17 protein-coding genes are annotated in these 17,627 nt (G+C 61.3%); 12 read left to right on the top strand and 5 right to left on the bottom strand.

Annotated features, from left to right (window positions below):
- Window positions 1–160: 160 nt before the first annotated feature.
- Both ACXX83_RS11780 and gloB read right to left on the bottom strand, forming a co-directional pair.
- A complete protein-coding gene (locus tag ACXX83_RS11780; protein ID WP_015095375.1) occupies window positions 161–1,591 on the bottom strand; it encodes a transglycosylase SLT domain-containing protein in 1,431 nt (476 codons plus the stop codon).
- A 99-nt stretch (window positions 1,592–1,690) separates the two neighbouring features.
- Window positions 1,691–2,458 carry a hydroxyacylglutathione hydrolase gene (gene gloB, locus ACXX83_RS11775; protein WP_126050797.1) on the bottom strand — a complete coding sequence of 256 codons (768 nt, stop codon included), beginning with the start codon at window positions 2,456–2,458 and terminating at the stop codon, window positions 1,691–1,693.
- A gap of 65 nt (window positions 2,459–2,523) precedes the next feature.
- Between gloB and ACXX83_RS11770 the strand changes: the two genes are divergently transcribed.
- The 5 genes from ACXX83_RS11770 to ACXX83_RS11750 all read left to right on the top strand — a co-directional run bounded on the left by ACXX83_RS11770 (window position 2,524) and on the right by ACXX83_RS11750 (window position 7,927).
- Window positions 2,524–3,282 (top strand): class I SAM-dependent methyltransferase, encoded by a 759-nt coding sequence (locus tag ACXX83_RS11770; protein WP_015095373.1) that lies wholly within the window; start codon window positions 2,524–2,526, stop codon window positions 3,280–3,282.
- A 92-nt stretch (window positions 3,283–3,374) separates the two neighbouring features.
- Window positions 3,375–3,827 carry a ribonuclease HI gene (rnhA, locus tag ACXX83_RS11765; RefSeq protein ID WP_007996378.1) on the top strand — a complete coding sequence of 151 codons (453 nt, stop codon included), beginning with the start codon at window positions 3,375–3,377 and terminating at the stop codon, window positions 3,825–3,827.
- A 195-nt stretch (window positions 3,828–4,022) separates the two neighbouring features.
- Window positions 4,023–4,781 carry a DNA polymerase III subunit epsilon gene (dnaQ, locus tag ACXX83_RS11760; RefSeq protein WP_007979124.1) on the top strand — a complete coding sequence of 253 codons (759 nt, stop codon included), beginning with the start codon at window positions 4,023–4,025 and terminating at the stop codon, window positions 4,779–4,781.
- Window positions 4,782–5,042: 261 nt separating this feature from the next.
- On the top strand, window positions 5,043–7,298 hold the full coding sequence (locus ACXX83_RS11755; protein WP_458548541.1) for an Orn/Lys/Arg family decarboxylase: 2,256 nt from the start codon (window positions 5,043–5,045) through the stop codon (window positions 7,296–7,298).
- Window positions 7,299–7,312: 14 nt separating this feature from the next.
- A complete protein-coding gene (locus ACXX83_RS11750) occupies window positions 7,313–7,927 on the top strand; it encodes a GNAT family N-acetyltransferase (RefSeq protein WP_015095371.1) in 615 nt (204 codons plus the stop codon).
- Here ACXX83_RS11750 and ACXX83_RS11745 read toward each other — a convergent pair.
- Both ACXX83_RS11745 and ACXX83_RS11740 read right to left on the bottom strand, forming a co-directional pair.
- The gene (locus tag ACXX83_RS11745; protein ID WP_458548540.1) at window positions 7,893–8,786 is read right to left on the bottom strand and encodes a LysR substrate-binding domain-containing protein; all 894 of its coding nucleotides are present in this window, start codon (window positions 8,784–8,786) and stop codon (window positions 7,893–7,895) included. The two genes, ACXX83_RS11750 and ACXX83_RS11745, sit on opposite strands and share 35 nt — an antisense overlap.
- Window positions 8,787–8,874: 88 nt before the next feature.
- Window positions 8,875–9,102, bottom strand: a complete 228-nt coding sequence (locus tag ACXX83_RS11740) for a hypothetical protein (RefSeq protein WP_015095369.1) — start codon at window positions 9,100–9,102, stop codon at window positions 8,875–8,877.
- Window positions 9,103–9,278: 176 nt separating this feature from the next.
- On the opposite strand from ACXX83_RS11740, the gene ACXX83_RS11735 reads away from it, so the two are divergent.
- Window positions 9,279–9,839: an NADPH-dependent FMN reductase gene (locus tag ACXX83_RS11735; RefSeq protein WP_015095368.1), complete on the top strand. Its 561-nt coding sequence runs from the start codon at window positions 9,279–9,281 to the stop codon at window positions 9,837–9,839.
- 198 nt (window positions 9,840–10,037) lie between these two features.
- Here ACXX83_RS11735 and ACXX83_RS11730 read toward each other — a convergent pair whose 3' ends face one another.
- Window positions 10,038–10,988, bottom strand: coding sequence for a DUF1853 family protein (locus ACXX83_RS11730; RefSeq protein ID WP_458548539.1), 951 nt, complete (start codon window positions 10,986–10,988; stop codon window positions 10,038–10,040).
- Window positions 10,989–11,105: 117 nt separating this feature from the next.
- On the opposite strand from ACXX83_RS11730, the gene ACXX83_RS11725 reads away from it, so the two are divergent.
- The 6 genes from ACXX83_RS11725 to pepN are packed head-to-tail and all read left to right on the top strand — an operon-like array spanning window position 11,106 to window position 17,622.
- Window positions 11,106–11,996, top strand: coding sequence for an NAD(+) kinase (locus ACXX83_RS11725; protein ID WP_007979142.1), 891 nt, complete (start codon window positions 11,106–11,108; stop codon window positions 11,994–11,996).
- Complete coding sequence (locus ACXX83_RS11720; RefSeq protein ID WP_437179756.1) at window positions 11,993–12,967, top strand: metallophosphoesterase; 975 nt, start codon at window positions 11,993–11,995, stop codon at window positions 12,965–12,967. The genes ACXX83_RS11725 and ACXX83_RS11720 overlap by 4 nt, the downstream gene beginning before the upstream one ends.
- Window positions 12,964–13,833 carry a rhomboid family intramembrane serine protease gene (locus tag ACXX83_RS11715; RefSeq protein ID WP_458548538.1) on the top strand — a complete coding sequence of 290 codons (870 nt, stop codon included), beginning with the start codon at window positions 12,964–12,966 and terminating at the stop codon, window positions 13,831–13,833. Before ACXX83_RS11720 ends, ACXX83_RS11715 begins: the two co-directional genes overlap by 4 nt.
- Window positions 13,834–13,866: 33 nt before the next feature.
- Window positions 13,867–14,127 carry a YeaC family protein gene (locus ACXX83_RS11710; protein WP_007979148.1) on the top strand — a complete coding sequence of 87 codons (261 nt, stop codon included), beginning with the start codon at window positions 13,867–13,869 and terminating at the stop codon, window positions 14,125–14,127.
- Window positions 14,124–14,954 (top strand): DUF2797 domain-containing protein, encoded by an 831-nt coding sequence (locus ACXX83_RS11705; RefSeq protein ID WP_458548537.1) that lies wholly within the window; start codon window positions 14,124–14,126, stop codon window positions 14,952–14,954. The genes ACXX83_RS11710 and ACXX83_RS11705 overlap by 4 nt, the downstream gene beginning before the upstream one ends.
- A gap of 10 nt (window positions 14,955–14,964) precedes the next feature.
- Window positions 14,965–17,622 (top strand): aminopeptidase N, encoded by a 2,658-nt coding sequence (gene pepN / locus ACXX83_RS11700; RefSeq protein WP_458548536.1) that lies wholly within the window; start codon window positions 14,965–14,967, stop codon window positions 17,620–17,622.
- Window positions 17,623–17,627 lie beyond the last annotated feature (5 nt).

Below are 17,627 nucleotides of genomic sequence, written 5' to 3'. Positions count from 1 at the left end.
CCAGGCGGCTTGGGCTTTGTGGACCGTACAGTAACAGCTTGTATGGACAGGAAAAAGACGGGGGATTAATGCGCAATATCGGTCGGGCCACAATCCCTGTGGGAGCAGCCCACAAAAACTGTGAAGACATAAAAGAGCCCCTGAAATCAGGGGCTCTTTTTTAATGCGGATTGGCCACCGTCAACATCTGGCCGGGTTTCAGCGCCTGGCCGACACGAGGATTCCAGCGCTTGAGGTGCTGCATCTCGACGTTGAAGCGCTTGGCCACGATGTACAGCGAGTCGCCTTGCTGGACCTTGTACTTGGTCTGCTGCTTTTTGGAGTTGGCGGCAATCACGGTGTTGACGCGCCCGGAGCTGCGTTTGCTGTTGTCCTGCATGACCAGGGTCTGGCCGGGCTTGAGATTCTTGCCGGTCAGTTTATTCCAGCGTTGCAGGTCCTTCACGTCAACGTTGTTGGCCTTGGCGATGGAGCCGAGGTTGTCACCCCGTTTGACCCGGTAGGACCGCCTGGCGCTGGCGACCTGGGTGTCGTCGGCACCTTCGAAGACCGGCTTGAGCGATTTCTTGCTGATCAACTCTTCAGGACGCATGGTCTGCAGGCTGCTGGTCAGCAGTTGCGCCTTGGAGGTCGGCACCAGCAGGTGCTGCGGGCCGTCGATGGTGGTGCGCTGCTTGAAGGCCGGGTTGAGCTGGAACAGTTCGTCTTCGTCGATGTTGGCGACTTCAGCAACCTTGGAGAGGTCCATGCGCTGGTTGATTTCGACGACCTGGAAATAGGGTTCGTTGGCGATCGGGTTGAGGTTCACGCCGTAGGCTTCCGGCGCCATCACCACTTGCGACAGCGCCAGCAACTTCGGCACGTAGGCCTGGGTTTCGGAGGGCAGTGGCAGGTTCCAGTAATCGGTCGGCAGACCGAGACGCTCGTTGCGCTCGATGGCCCGGCTGACGGTGCCTTCGCCGGCGTTGTAGGCCGCCAGGGCCAGCATCCAGTCGCCGTTGAACATGTCGTGCAGGCGGGTCAGGTAATCCAGCGCGGCGGTGGTCGACGCAGTGATGTCTCGACGGCCATCATAGAAACGGGTCTGGCGCAGGTTGAAGTAACGCCCGGTGGACGGGATGAATTGCCAAAGACCCACCGCGTTGGCCCGGGAATAGGCCATCGGGTTGTAGGCACTCTCAATCACTGGCAGCAGGGCCAGTTCCAGCGGCATGTTGCGTTCTTCAAGGCGCTCGACGATGTAGTGAATGTAGAGGCTGCCACGTTCGCCGGCGTTTTCGAGGAAAGACGGATTGCTGGCGAACCACAGGCGCTGCTGCTCAATACGCGGGTTGACACCCAGCCCGTCCTGCAACTGGAAGCCCTGGCGCATTCGCTCCCAGACGTCCTGTGGAATTTGCGGGCTGGGCTTTTCGCTGAGCCAGATCGGCTTCTGCTTGGCGCGCGCGGCGACGTTCGGCGTGTGCGCCGCATCGGTCTGCGGCGCATGGCTGGAACAGCCCGCCAGGGTGGCGGACACAGCCACCGCAATGGCTTGAGCCAGGCGGGTCAATGCGTCGGAACTGATGGCTTTGCGAATAGGTGACGACATTGGCTGGAAGTAAGTTCCGGGCAAAAATGTCGGGCGATTCTAGAAAGCGCACCCTGCGCGGTCAACCTTTCAGAATTGTTACAGCCTTGGGGGACCCCTTTAGAACGTGTCTTTCCAAGCGCGAAGCGCAGCAAAAACCATATCGGGCGCCGAGTTATCGGTGCCGGTCCGTTCGTCCGCTTTTTCTTTAACGGATGTTTCACCGGCGCGCAAAAACGGGTTTGTGAGCTTTTCCAGTGCCAGTGTCGACGGCAGCGTCATGATCCCGGATTCCCGTTGGCGGGTGACTTTGGCCAGGCGTTCGGCCGTATCCGGATTGTTCGGTTCGACGGCTGCGGCAAACTTCAGATTGCTCAGGGTGTATTCGTGGGTGCAGTAGACCAGCGTGTCTTCCGGCAACTCCGCGAGACGTGTCAGCGAGCTGTACATTTGCTGTGGCGTGCCTTCGAACAACCGCCCGCAACCGGCGGCAAACAGGGTGTCGCCGCAGAACAGCAAGCCGTGATGGTAATAGGCGATATGCCCCAGGGTGTGGCCGGGGACCGCAAAGATATCGAAGTCCAGCCCCAGCACGCTGATGCGTTCGTTGTCCTTGAGCGCAACGTCTCGCGCCGGGATCTTTTCGCTGGCCGGACCATAGACTTTCGCGTCCGTCGCTTTTTTCAGCTGTTCGACTCCGCCGACGTGGTCATGATGGTGGTGAGTGATCAAAATATCACTCAGTACCCAGCCCGGATTGGCCGCAAGCCAGGCGTGTACCGGGGCGGCATCACCCGGGTCGACCACCGCGCAGCGTTTGCTGCCGTGGTCTTGTAACAACCAGATGTAGTTGTCGGTGAAGGCGGGCAGGGCTGTGATCTGTATCATCGTCGGATTCGCCAAGCGGAAAACAATGGCGCATCTTAGAACTTCCTGGCGCGTTGGAGAATGCAATGACTGATAAAGCGTTCGCACAGGCTGATCCTGACTGGCTGGCGTTGATCAGCGCCGCCCGCGAGTGGCTGGAAGGTCCGATCGGGCAATTCCTGCTGGACGAAGAGCGTCGCATGCTCGAAGACGAGCTCGGGCGGTTCTTTGGTGGCTATCTGGTGCATTACGGTCCGTCGGCCCAGACCCCGCCGTCAGCGCCGCAGGTGCAGCGCAACGTACGCCTTGGCGCGCCGTTGCCGGGGGTCGAGATCGTCTGTGAAGAACAGGCCTGGCCGCTGAGCGAGCACGCCGCCGACGTGGTGGTGTTGCAGCATGGCCTGGATTTCTGCCTGTCGCCCCACGGGTTGCTTCGCGAGGCGGCAAGCAGCGTGCGGCCCGGCGGGCATCTGCTGATCATCGGCATCAATCCCTGGAGCAGTTGGGGCCTGCGGCATGTGTTTGCCCAGGATGGGCTGCGCAAGGCGCGCTGCATTTCGCCGTCACGGGTCGCGGACTGGCTGAACCTGCTGGGCTTCGCGCTGGAGAAACGCCGCTTCGGGTGCTATCGTCCGCCGCTTGCGTCTGCGGCGTGGCAAACCCGCCTGGCCGGATGGGAGCGCAGGGCCGGTGACTGGCAACTGTCGGGCGGCGGCTTCTATTTATTGGTGGCGCGCAAGATCGTGGTGGGCCTGCGACCGGTCCGTCAGGAGCGGCGCGAGCCGATGGGCAAGTTGATTCCTTTGCCGATGGCCAAGGTCAACCGTCGCAACATCGAACCGTAATACACACTTTTCATTTGCGGCCGGGCCTGTCCCGGCTTCGGGCGTCGTCGATCTGCGATCGGCGGGCCAGCGCATTTTCTGGATAGATTGGCATGAGCGATAGCGTAGAACTGTTCACCGACGGCGCCTGCAAGGGCAACCCCGGCCCTGGCGGCTGGGGCGCACTGCTGGTGTGCAAGGGCGTTGAAAAGGAACTCTGGGGCGGCGAAGCCAATACCACCAACAACCGCATGGAGCTGATGGGCGCGATCCGTGGCCTGGAAGAGCTCAAGCGTCCCTGTGAGGTGCTGCTGGTGACCGACTCCCAGTACGTGATGAAAGGCATCAACGAGTGGATGGACAACTGGAAGAAGCGCGGCTGGAAAACCGCGGCGAAGGAGCCGGTGAAGAACGCTGACCTGTGGAAGTTGCTCGACGAGCAGGTCAACCGCCACAAGGTCACCTGGAAATGGGTGCGCGGGCACATTGGCCATCACGGCAACGAACGCGCCGACCAGTTGGCCAACCGTGGCGTCGACGAAGTGCGCGGGTACAAGCAGGACTGATTTGGGCTCGACTGCTGGACCGAGTCGTGGCCTTCGCGAGCAGGCTCGCTCCCACAGATGATCTCCATATGCCGAAGAGCCCTTGTGGGAGCGAGCCCGCTCGCGAAGGGCGCAACACGGTCCACCTGAAAGACCCGGGCGAGCGTGTTAACATCACCGCTTTTGCACGATTGACCGATTGAGAGCTGAGCACTGATGGCCACCAGATCCGTTGTACTCGACACCGAAACCACCGGCATGCCGGTGACCGACGGCCACCGGATTATCGAAATCGGTTGTGTCGAGTTGATCGGCCGCCGCCTGACGGGCCGGCACTTTCACGTGTATCTGCAGCCCGATCGCGAAAGTGACGAGGGCGCCATCGGAGTCCACGGCATTACCAACGAATTCCTCGTGGGCAAGCCGCGTTTTGCCGAGGTGGCCGAAGAATTCTTCGAGTTCATCAAGGGCGCGCAGCTGATCATCCATAACGCGGCGTTCGACGTTGGCTTCATCAACAACGAATTCGCCCTGATGGGGCAGCAGGACCGCGCGGACATCACGCAGCACTGCACGATCCTCGACACCCTGATGATGGCCCGGGAACGTCACCCGGGGCAGCGCAACAGCCTCGACGCCTTGTGCAAACGTTATGGCGTCGACAACTCCGGCCGTGAGCTGCACGGCGCCTTGCTCGACTCCGAGATTCTCGCCGACGTCTACCTGACCATGACCGGCGGGCAGACCAGCCTTTCCCTGGCCGGTAACGCCTCCGATGGCAACGGCTCCGGTGAAGGGGCGGACAATTCGGCCACCGAAATCCGTCGTTTGCCGGCGGACCGCCAGCCGACGCGCATCATCCGCGCCAGCGAAGACGACCTGGCCCGCCACGCGGCGCGTCTGGAAATCATCGGCAAATCCGCTGGTGCCCCGGCGTTGTGGGTGCAGTTGGCTGAGGCTGAAGCCCAGGCCTGACGCCAGTCTTTTGGTGAATGGCTTTTGTGGCGAGGGGGCTTGGCCCCGTTCGGCTGCGAAGCAGACGTAATTCCATTCTCTGCGGTTTATCCGAAAGATTGTTGGGGGTCGCTTCGCGACCCAACGGGGGCAAGCCCCCTCGCCACAGGGAAGCGCTCTCGTCGCCACAAAGTGGTGCATCCCGCTCGCCACTTGCGCTGCAACACTCTACCCTGAGGTGATTGGCAGGCTCTGGTCTGCCGTCTCAGGACACTGAGCCTCATGTATAAAGATTTGAAATTCCCGGTCCTGATTGTCCATCGCGACATCAAGTCCGACAGCGTCGCCGGCGACCGCGTGCGGGGGATTGCCCGGGAGCTGGAGCAGGAAGGGTTCAGCGTCGTTTCGGCGGTGAACTACACCGAAGGACGACTGGTGGCGTCGACCTACCATGGCCTGTCCTGCATGCTGATAGCGTCTGAGGACGCCAGCACCCATTCCCATTTATTGCAAAACATGGCCGAACTGATCGGTCTGGCGCGAGTGCGTGCGCCGGATCTGCCGATCTTCGCCCTGGGCGAAAAAGTGACCCTGGAAAACGCGCCCGCCGATGCCATGGCCGAGCTCAACCAGTTGCGCGGCATTCTTTACCTGTTTGAAGACACCGTGCCCTTTCTTGCCCGGCAGGTGGCCCGTGCTGCGCGCAAGTACCTTGATGGCCTGTTGCCGCCATTCTTCAAGGCCCTGGTGCAGCACACCGCGGATTCCAACTATTCCTGGCACACCCCCGGTCACGGCGGTGGCGTGGCGTATCACAAAAGTCCGGTCGGGCAGGCGTTTCACCAGTTTTTCGGGGAAAACACCCTGCGCTCGGATCTTTCGGTGTCGGTGCCGGAGCTCGGATCCTTGCTCGATCATACCGGCCCCCTGGCTGAAGCCGAGGCCCGTGCAGCGCGTAATTTCGGCGCCGATCACACCTTTTTCGTGATCAATGGCACGTCCACGGCCAACAAGATTGTCTGGCACTCGGTGGTCGCTCGCGATGACCTGGTGCTGGTGGATCGCAATTGCCACAAGTCGGTGCTGCACTCGATCATCATGACCGGCGCGATCCCGCTGTACTTGTGTCCGGAGCGTAATGAGCTGGGGATCATCGGCCCGATTCCCCTGAGCGAGTTCAGCCGCGAATCGATCCAGGCCAAGATCGATGCCAGTCCGCTGACCAAGGGGCGTGCACCGAAGGTCAAGCTCGCCGTAGTGACCAATTCGACCTATGACGGCCTTTGCTACAACGCCGAACTGATCAGGCAGCAACTGGGCAACAGTGTTGAGGTATTGCACTTCGACGAGGCCTGGTACGCCTATGCGGCGTTCCATGAGTTTTTTGCCGGGCGCTACGGCATGGGCACGTCCCGTGATGAAGGCAGTCCGTTGGTGTTCACCACCCATTCCACCCACAAGTTGCTGGCGGCCTTCAGTCAGGCGTCGATGATTCACGTTCGCGACGGCGGCGCGCGGCAACTGGACCGGGATCGCTTCAACGAAGCGTTCATGATGCACATCTCGACCTCGCCGCAGTACGGCATCATCGCCTCGCTGGATGTGGCTTCGGCGATGATGGAGGGGCCGGCGGGGCGTTCGCTGTTGCAGGAAATGTTCGACGAAGCCCTGAGTTTTCGCCGGGCGCTGGCTAACTTGCGCCAGCACATTGCCGCTGATGACTGGTGGTTTTCGATCTGGCAACCGCCGTCGGCAGAAGGCATCGAGCGGGTCGTCACCGAGGACTGGTTGCTGCAGCCGGAGGCCGACTGGCACGGCTTTGGCGGCGTGACTGACGATTATGTGCTGCTCGACCCGATCAAGGTCACGCTGGTGATGCCGGGGCTGACGGCCGGTGGCGCCCTCAGCGAGCGCGGGATTCCGGCGGCGGTGGTCAGCAAGTTCCTTTGGGAGCGTGGCCTGGTGGTTGAGAAGACCGGGCTGTATTCGTTCCTGGTGTTGTTCTCCATGGGCATCACCAAGGGCAAGTGGAGCACGCTGCTCACCGAATTGCTGGAGTTCAAGCGCAGTTATGACGCCAACGTCAGCCTGGCCAGTTGCCTGCCTTGCGTGGCGAAGGAGAAGGTCGCGCGGTATCAGGGCATGGGCCTGCGTGATCTGTGCGATCAGTTGCATGCCTGTTATCGCAGCAATGCCACCGCCAGGCACCTCAAGCGCATGTACACGGTACTGCCGGAAGTCGCGATGAAGCCGGCGGACGCCTATGATCAATTGGTGCGCGGTGAAGTCGAAGCCGTATCGATCGATGCGCTGCACGGACGGATCGCCGCGGTGATGCTGGTGCCGTATCCACCCGGCATTCCGTTGATCATGCCGGGTGAACGCTTTACCGAGTCGACCCGCTCGATCATCGACTACCTGGCGTTTGCCCGCACGTTCGATAGCAGTTTCCCGGGGTTCGTTGCTGATGTGCACGGATTGCAACACGAAGATCAGGGCAGTGGGCGGTGCTACACCGTCGATTGCATCAAGGAGTGAGGACCTTTCCCAGTATGCAGCCGGTTATAAATCCGAATTACCCAGGGTTGTCGGTACGGGTTGCCGATGAAGGTTTTGCCGCGTACATCTGGGGCAGTGACTTCAGTTTCGAAGTCGCGGCCTATGGTGCGGCCGAAATCGGCAAACCGGTCGCACAGTGGCCGGTGACGCCGATCACGCCTTATCGCAAGTGCTACGGCATCGACCCGGAGGAGTTCAGCAGCTTTCGCAATGCCGCCGACAGCGCGATCTTCATGGCTTATCTGGATGACCAGCCCGTGGGGCACCTGGTGGTCAGTACCAACTGGAACGGCTTTGCCCATATCGACGAACTGGCGGTGCATGCACCGGCCCGACGGCACGGTGTGGCCAAGGCCCTGCTGGATGTGGCGCAGTTCTGGAGCCGCAAGAAGAAACTCCCGGGCATCATGCTCGAAACCCAGAACAACAACCTGGGGGCCTGCCGGCTCTATGAGCGCTGCGGTTACGTGATCGGCGGGATCGACCACCTGCGTTATCGCGGCATCGATCCGAACACCGCCGAAGTGGCGCTGTTCTGGTATCGATTGTTCGAAAACCCGCTGGAAAACCCGCTCAGTTCGTCAGCATCGCCGCGGCTTGTTCCGTGACGATGGCCAACAGGGCCTGAACCGCCGGAGACGCTTCGGCGTTTTTCAGGGACAGGGCGTAGAGACTGACCGGGATGGCGGGTGCCAGCGGGCAACTGTCCAGTCCCGAGGCTTTGGCACCGAGGGCGGTAAAGGGGTCGACGATGGCCAGTCCTTCGCCGGCCTCGACCATGCTGCGCATCATCTGGTGCGTCTGCACCCGGGTCTGGATCACCGGGGCAGGGCGCAAGCCGTGCAGTTTGTTTTCCAGTGCCGGGCTCAGCGGGTCGTGCCCCTCCAGGCCGATCATCGATTGACCGGCCAGGTCCTGCAGTGAAATGTATTTCTGTTTCGGTTGCAGCCAGCCATGGGGGGCGAGCAACTGAAGTTTGCCCTGGGCAATCACTTGGCAATCGAGGTCGGCGTGATCGGGGTCGTGCAGGCTCAGGCCCAGATCGCTTTCACGCAGCAGCAGGCTTTTGACGATCTCGCGGGTCGGCTGGCTCAGCAGTGTGCAAGGCGCTTCGGGCAGGCGTCGGCGCAGGGCTGCGATACTGTGTGGCAACAATTGGTTGGCCAGGGGCGGGGTGCAGATGATGCGCAGCGGCGGCGCCAGGTATTGCCTGAGGCTGTTGGCCAGACGCTGCACCGGTTCGAGCGCGTCGTAGACCCGGGCAATTTCCACCTGCAGTTGCTGCGCTTCGCGGGTGGCCTGCAATCGTCCGCGAACGCTGGCGAACAACATGAACCCCAACTGATCCTCGGCGTCGCGCAGCAAGCGCTCGACTTCGGTCACTGGCAACTGCAGCCATTCGGCGGCGGTGCCCAGGTGACCGGTCTGCAGGAGCGCCTGGATCACTTCGATATGGCGTAAGCGCATGCGTGAAGTCCATGTTCAGCAGGTGGAGGAGTCAGTGGCTGAATCCTACCCCAAGTCCGCGCATATGACTTCTGCTCATAACGACGGGTTATGAGGCGCTGACGGTTTGCGGTTCGCGGGTAATGGTCACGCCGGTTTGCACCAGCATGAATTGATTGTCGTCGACCTTGTTGACACGGTCGCCAATGGCCAGCTTATAAGTGGTGACAGGCCCGGAACCGTCTACCGCCGGGGTGGATTCCTGGAACTCGTGCACCGAATAAATACGGCCTTGCGCGTCTCTTGCATGGAACTGACCGACAAGTACTGCTGCCATCTGCTTAGAACCTCTGGAGATAAATCACTCAATTTGCGGTTCTGTAGACCGTGTCTGGGTGAGGTAAGTTTTCCTACAGGAAAAAAATAGTCAGGGACGGCGTTTTTCAGTCGGCCGCTGCTTGAATCGTCATCTATAACTACAAGCTCTTCATATCGGACAGTCGAGACATTCCCATGAGCAACGTCTATTCGGTCGCCGTCGTGGTCGGCAGCTTGAGAAAGGAATCGATCAACCGCAAGGTCGCACGGGCCCTGGCTGAACTGGCACCGGCCAATCTGAAGCTGAACATCGTCGAAATTGGCGATCTGCCGCTCTACAACGAAGACATCGATGGCGCTTCACCGCCGGCAGCCTACAGCACTTTCCGACAACAAGTGAGTACATCCGACGCGGTGCTGTTCGTGACCCCGGAATACAACCGCTCGGTGCCGGCACCGTTGAAAAACGCGATTGACGTGGGTTCGCGTCCCTATGGCAAAAGTGCCTGGAACGGCAAGCCGGGCGCGATTATCAGCGTTTCGCCGGGGGCCGTCGGCGGGTTCGGTGCCAACCACAACCTGCGTCAATCCATGGTGTTCCTCAATGTGCCGCTGATGCAGCAACCTGAGGCCTATCTGGGGAACGCTGGTACGGCATTCGACGAGGCGGGCAAGCTGTCCGAGTCGGTCAAGCCGTTTCTGCAAAGTTTCATCAATGCCTATGGGCAATGGGTCGAGCAGCACAAGAAAGTCTGATGGTCGTTTGCCAGCGCTTTGGCCTGCAAAGCGCTGGGTGGTTATCTCTTTAGACCGTGTTGGCCCCTTCGCGAGCAAGCCCGCTCCCACAGGGATCCTCAGTGGATACAAGACTTGTGTTCGGCTGAGGCCCAATGTGGGAGCGAGCTTGGTCCGGGCGGCGATCCGACGAAGAGGCCGTCTCAGGCAATACTGGACTCAACCCTGTCCCGGCACATTCGGCCAAAGATCCGCCACCAGAAACAATCGCTCGGCCTCTTCCCAGTCGCCGCTGGCATTTTCCGTCAGGCGCACCAGCAGTTGTGCCGGCGCCAGCGGGTCAAGGTCATTGAGCCATGCCCGCATTTGTTCAGGGGTCCAGGTGTGCTCCGCCCAATAGTGCGCCGGTGCCAGCCACGCATGGCGGGGCAGGGGTTGCCAGCGACCGGGCGGGCTTTGGGCAATTAGCGCCGGCCAGTCCTTTTGATGCAGCCAGCGACCGCGCAGATGCTGCGGATGGGCACCCGACGGCGGGGCGGCCTGTCCGGGCCAGGGGTACAGCAAATAACCCCCCAGCCATAAATGGGCGCTGAAGGCCTGAATATCCAGCGCCGCCAGTACTTCACGGCTCTCGGGACGTGCGGAAATCGGTAACTGATGCTGGCTCAGGTGCGCCAGTTTGCGGTCGAGCCGATCGTGGCAGCCCGGGCCCAGCCACTGGGCGGTGTCGTGTCCGTCGCCCGATTGCGGGCCGAGGTAGAGCTTGATCGCCAGTTCCAGGTGATGCACCCCGTCGCGGTCGCGCAGCAGCATGTCCAGTTCACCCAGGGTGTGCCCTTCGCGGCGAATCGGCATGTTGGCGGCAATCAGCTCAATGCCCGGCGCGTGCTGCACGGCAAATTGCCAGAGGCGTTCGTAGTACAGACCCAGGCGGCGGGTGCGGGCCTGGGCCAGCCAATGCAGCAAGCCATAACTGTCCCGGTCCAGCTGCCTTAGCCACTGCTCCAGCCGGTCGGGAGCCTGCACCCAGTCGCTGCCGGCCAACGGGTGACGTTGCGGCCACGGGGTATCGTCCAGCATGGGCGGGGCGAGGATGACCCACGCCAGGTCACGCACTTCGGGATGGCGTAACTGATGGGGCAGGTGGAGCAAATCCGGAAATAGCATCATCTTGCGAGCATAGCCCGAAACCCGGGCACACCCTTGAAGCTGAAAGGATTTTGTCTATGAGCGGCTTTCGCCCATAATCGTGGTTTTCGCCGCCACACAGATCCCCGCAGGAGCCTCATGGAGCAATTTCGCAATATCGGCATCATCGGTCGCCTGGGCAGTTCCCAGGTGCTGGATACCGTCCGCCGACTGAAACGGTTTCTGCTCGATCGTCATCTGCACGTGATCCTCGAAGACACCATCGCCGAAGTGCTGCCAGGGCACGGCCTGCAAACCTCGTCGCGCAAGATGCTCGGCGAAGTCTGCGACATGGTCATCGTGGTCGGTGGTGACGGCAGTCTGCTCGGCGCTGCCCGGGCGCTGGCCAAACACAATATTCCGGTGCTCGGCATCAACCGGGGCAGCCTGGGTTTCCTGACCGACATCCGCCCCGACGAGCTGGAAGCCAAGGTCGCCGAAGTGCTGGACGGCCACTATCTGGTGGAAAACCGCTTCCTGCTGCAGGCCGAGGTCCGCCGCCACGGTGAGGCGATCGGCCAGGGCGATGCCCTGAACGACGTCGTGCTGCACCCTGGCAAATCCACGCGAATGATCGAATTCGAGCTGTACATCGACGGCCAGTTCGTCTGCAGCCAGAAGGCCGACGGCCTGATCGTCGCCACGCCGACCGGCTCCACCGCCTACGCGTTGTCTGCCGGCGGGCCGATCATGCACCCCAAGCTCGACGCTATTGTTATTGTGCCGATGTACCCCCATACCTTGTCGGGCAGACCGATCGTGGTCGATGGCAACAGTGAGCTGAAAATCGTCGTGTCCAAGGATATGCAGATTTACCCGCAAGTCTCGTGTGACGGGCAGAACCACTTCACCTGCGCGCCCGGCGACACCATTACCGTCAGCAAAAAAGCCCAGAAACTGCGGCTGATTCACCCGCTCGACCACAACTACTACGAAGTCTGCCGGACCAAGCTCGGCTGGGGCAGCAAGCTGGGGGGTGGAGGCGACTGATGCTCGATCCCGCGCGTAGCTACGACCTGATCGGTGACGTGCACGGTTGCGCCCTGACCCTGGAGCACTTGCTCGACCGACTCGGCTATCACAAACAGGGTGGCGTCTGGCGGCATGCCTCGCGCATGGCGGTGTTCGTCGGCGATATCATTGACCGCGGCCCGCGGATTCGCGAGGCGCTGCACATCGTCCACGACATGGTCGAGGCCGGTCAGGCGCTGTGCATCATGGGCAACCATGAGTTCAATGCGCTGGGCTGGAGCACGCCGGCACTGCCCGGCAGCGGCAAGCAGTTCGTGCGCGAGCACACGCCGCGCCATGCCCGCCTGCTGCAAGAAACCCTGACCCAGTTCGAAGGCCATCCGGCTGACTGGCACGACTTCCAGCAATGGTTCTATGAGCTGCCGCTGTTCGTCGATGCCGGGCGTTTTCGTGTGGTCCACGCCTGCTGGGATGCCGGGCTGATCGAGCCGCTGCGGGCGTTGTTCCCCAACGGTTGTATCGACGAGCATTTTCTCCAGGCATCGGCGGAGTCGGGTTCGTTTGCCTGCACCGTGTTCGATCGCTTGCTGCGCGGCACCGACATGCGCTTGCCCCATGGCCTGACCATGACCAGCGGCGACGGCCTGGTGCGTTCGTTCTTTCGCACCAAGTTCTGGGAAGACGATCCGAAAACCTACGGCGACATCGTGTTCCAGCCGGACGCGCTGCCTGAGCCCGTGGCCCGGACGCCGCTGACGTCCACTGAAAAGAACAGCTTGCTGCGCTATGGCGTCGATGAACCGTTGTTGTTCGTCGGCCATTACTGGCGCAGCGGCAAGCCGGCACCGATCCGCCCGAACCTGGCCTGCCTGGATTACAGCGCAGTGCTCTACGGCAAACTGGTTGCCTACCGACTAGATCAGGAAACCCGCCTCGATCCGGATAAATTCGTCTGGGTCGATGTCGAGCGGCCGGAGGTGCTGCAATGAGTGCTGTAGCGGTATTGCGTCTGCCCCTGGCAGTGGACTTGAGCGGGTTCGTCAACTTGCTCAAACGCATGCAAGTGCCCCATCGGGTCAGCGAAGAAGCGGGCGAGCAAGTGCTGTGGGTGCCGGACAATATCAGTGAAGACGTGCGCGCACTGTACGAACGGTTTCCTGGGGGCGATCCCGATCAGCAACTGGACATTCCGGTGGCGCAGACCGTCAAGCGTCCGGGCTTTGTCGAACAGTTGAAATACGCCAGGGCCACTGCACTGGTATTGCTGCTGAGCCTCATCGTCGGTGCGATCACCTTGCTCGGTGACAACCTGGAAACGATGCGCTGGCTGACCTTCCTCGAATTTCGCGTAGTCGGCGAATACATCCACTTCACACCGCTGGCCGACAGCCTGGCGGCGGGGCAGTGGTGGCGCCTGTTCACGCCGATGCTGATCCACTTCGGCATCCTGCACCTGGCGATGAACGGCATGTGGTACTGGGAACTGGGGCGGCGCATCGAGTCGCGCCAGGGCAGCATCAACCTGATCGGCCTGACCCTGCTGTTCAGCCTGGTGTCCAACTACGCCCAGTACTCCTTCAGCGGCCCGACCTTGTTCGGCGGTTTGTCCGGCGTACTGTACGGCCTGCTCGGGCATTGCTGGATCTTCCAGTTGCTGGCGCCGAACCCGGCCTATCGCCTGCCGCGCGGCGTGCTGGTGATGATGCTGGTGTGGTTGCTGCTGTGCCTGTCCGGGCTGGTCTCGATGATCGGCTTCGGCGAAATCGCCAACGCGGCCCACGTCAGCGGGTTACTCATCGGATGCTTCACCGGTTTGTTGGGCGGTTTGTATAACCGCCGTAAACTGGCCGCCTAATTCAAGAACATGCAATAAAGAGACGGAGACCCAATGTCCTCTTTTAACGAAATGATCCAGAACATCACCCCCGATATCTACGAAAGCCTGAAACTGGCCGTGGAAATCGGCAAATGGTCCGACGGTGGCAAACTCACCGCCGAACAACGCGAGCTGTCGCTGCAGGCAATGATCGCCTGGGAAATCCAGAACCTGCCCGAGGACCAGCGTACCGGCTACATGGGGCCGCAGGAATGCGCCTCGAAGTCGATCGAAGTGCCGAACATCCTGTTCAAGTCGGATGCCATCCATTGATCGAGATTGGCCGCGGTGCAATCAGCAAAATGTCGGCACGCCTTGACGGGCCGAACGTGCAATACGCTTTCCGTCTGGGCGAAACCGAGGTCCCGGTCAATCCGTTGATCGGTACCACGGTGCGCCTGGAATACCTGGGGGCGATCCACTGCACCCATTGCGGACGCAAGACCAAGACCAGCTTCAGCCAGGGTTACTGCTACCCGTGCATGACCAAACTGGCCCAGTGTGACCTGTGCATCATGAGCCCGGAGCGCTGCCACTTCGACGCCGGCACCTGCCGTGAGCCGGAGTGGGGCGAGAAGTTCTGCATGACCGATCACGTGGTGTACCTGGCCAACTCGTCGGGGATCAAAGTCGGGATTACCCGCGCTACCCAGTTGCCGACCCGCTGGCTCGACCAGGGTGCGAGCCAGGCCTTGCCGATCGTGCGCGTCTCAACCCGGCAACAGTCGGGTTTCGTCGAGGATCTGTTTCGCAGCCAGGTGGCGGACAAGACCAACTGGCGTGCTTTACTCAAGGGCGATGCGGCGGCGGTCAACCTGGCCGAGGTCCGCGATCAACTGTTCGACAGCTGCGCCGAAGGCTTGCAAGGGTTGCAGGAACGTTTCGGCTTGCAGGCGATCCAGACGGTTACCGGCGTCGAACCTCTGGAAATCCGCTACCCGGTCGAACAATACCCGGCGAAGATTGTCAGCTTCAACCTGGACAAGAACCCGATTGCCGAAGGCACGCTGATGGGGGTCAAGGGCCAATACCTGATCTTCGACACCGGCGTGATCAACATTCGTAAATACACGGCTTACCAGCTCGCCGTGCTTCAGTAAGGACTCCAGCATGCGCACCGAACAACCGAAGATGATCTACCTCAAGGACTATCAGGCGCCCGAGTACCTGATCGACGAAACACACCTGACCTTCGAGTTGTACGAGGACCACAGCCTGGTCCATGCGCAACTGGTGATGCGCCGCAACCCCGAGCGTGACCCGGGACTGCCGCCGCTGGTGCTGGACGGCCAGCAGCTGGAACTGCTGTCGGTCACCCTGGCCGACCAGGCGCTTTCTGCCGCGCAGTATCAGTTGACTGAGAATCACCTGACCCTGCACCCGACCAGCGCGACCTTCACGGTCGATACCAGTGTCAGGATCCACCCGGAAACCAACACCGCGCTGGAAGGCCTGTACAAGTCCGGCACGATGTTCTGCACCCAGTGCGAGGCCGAGGGCTTTCGCAAGATCACCTATTACCTCGACCGCCCGGACGTGATGAGCACCTTCACCACCACGGTCGTCGCCGAGCAGCACAGCTATCCGGTGCTGCTGTCCAACGGCAACCCGATCGCTTCCGGCCCCGGCGAAGATGGCCGGCACTGGGCGACCTGGGAAGACCCGTTCAAGAAACCGGCGTACCTGTTCGCGCTGGTGGCCGGTGACCTGTGGTGCGTCGAAGACAGCTTCACCACCATGAGCGAGCGCAACGTGGCGCTGCGCATTTACGTCGAGCCGGAAAACATCGACAAGTGCCAGCACGCCATGAACAGCCTGAAGAAGTCCATGCGCTGGGACGAAGAGGTCTACGGTCGCGAGTACGATCTGGACATCTTCATGATCGTCGCCGTGAACGACTTCAACATGGGCGCCATGGAGAACAAGGGCCTCAATATCTTCAACTCCAGCGCCGTGCTGGCCAAGGCCGAAACCGCCACCGACGCCGCGCACCAGCGGGTCGAGGCGATCGTCGCCCACGAATACTTCCACAACTGGTCGGGTAACCGCGTGACCTGCCGCGACTGGTTCCAGCTGTCGCTCAAGGAAGGCTTCACCGTGTTCCGCGATGCCGGTTTCTCCTCGGACATGAACTCGGCCACGGTCAAGCGCATCCAGGACGTGGCGTACCTGCGCACCCACCAGTTCGCCGAAGACGCCGGCCCCATGGCCCACGCCGTGCGCCCGGACAGCTTCATCGAGATTTCCAACTTCTACACCCTGACCGTGTACGAAAAGGGCTCGGAAGTGGTCGGCATGATCCACACTCTGCTCGGCGCCGAAGGCTTCCGCAAAGGCAGCGACCTTTACTTCGAACGCCACGACGGTCAGGCCGTGACCTGCGATGACTTCATCAAGGCCATGGAAGATGCCAATGGTGTCGACCTGACCCAGTTCAAGCGCTGGTACAGCCAGGCCGGTACACCGCGTCTGGCGGTGAGCGAGTCCTTTGATGCCGCGGCGAAAACCTACAGCCTGACCTTCCGCCAGAGCTGCCCGCAAACCCCGGACAAGGTTGAAAAACTGCCGTTCGTGATCCCGGTCGAGCTGGGGCTGCTCGATAGCAAGGGTGGCGAGATTGCCCTGCGTCTGGCTGGTGAAACCACCGCGCAAGGCACTTCACGGGTGATCTCGGTGACCGAAGCCGAACAGACCTTCACCTTCGTCGACATCGCCGAACAACCGCTGCCGTCGTTGCTACGTGGCTTTTCGGCGCCGGTGAAACTGAGCTTCCCGTACAACCGCGACCAGTTGATGTTCCTGATGCAGCACGACAGCGACGGCTTCAACCGCTGGGATGCCGGCCAGCAACTGTCGGTGCAGGTGCTGCAGGAATTGATCGCCCAGCAGCAGAAGGGCGAAGCGCTGGTGCTCGATCAGCGTCTGGTGTCGGCGTTGCGCACTGTGCTCTCGGACGAGTCGTTAGATCAGGCCATGGTCGCCGAAATGCTCTCGCTGCCAAGCGAAGCGTACCTGACCGAAATCAGCGAAGTGGCGGACGTCGAAGCCATTCACAGCGCCCGCGAGTTTGCCCGCAAGCAATTGGCTGACGCGTTGTTCGAAGGCTTGTGGCTGCGTTACCAGGCCAACCGCGAACTTTCGAAACAAACACCGTACGTGGCCGAGGCGGAACATTTTGCCCGCCGTGCCTTGCAGAACATTGCGCTGTCGTACCTGATGCTCAGCGGCAAGTCGGAGGTTCTGGCGGCGACGCTGGAGCAGTTCGACGCGTGCGACAACATGACCGAGCGCCTGACCGCGCTGGCGGTGTTGGTCAATTCTCCGTTCGAAGCCGAGAAGGCCAAGGCCCTGACCAGCTTCGCCGAGCACTTCAAGGACAACCCGCTGGTCATGGACCAATGGTTCAGTGTCCAGGCCGGTAGCGTGTTGCCGGGCGGACTGGCGCGGGTCAAGGCGTTGATGCAGCACCCGGCGTTCAACATCAAGAACCCGAACAAGGTGCGGGCGTTGATCGGCGCGTTTGCCGGGCAGAATCTGATCAACTTCCATGCGGCGGATGGTTCCGGGTATCGCTTCCTGGCGGATCTGGTGATCGAGTTGAACGGGTTTAACCCGCAGATCGCGTCGCGTCAGTTGGCGCCTTTGACTCGCTGGCGCAAGTACGAGAGCGCTCGGCAGGCTTTGATGAAGGGCGAGCTGGAGCGGATTCGGGCTTCGGGGCAGTTGTCCAGTGATGTGTTTGAGGTGGTCAGCAAGAGTTTGGCTTGATCCTG

The organism is Pseudomonas sp. GNP012 (assembly GCF_054343835.1).
The sequence above is the reverse complement of the archived record's forward strand: the minus strand, read 5'-3'. Positions and strand labels throughout refer to the sequence as shown.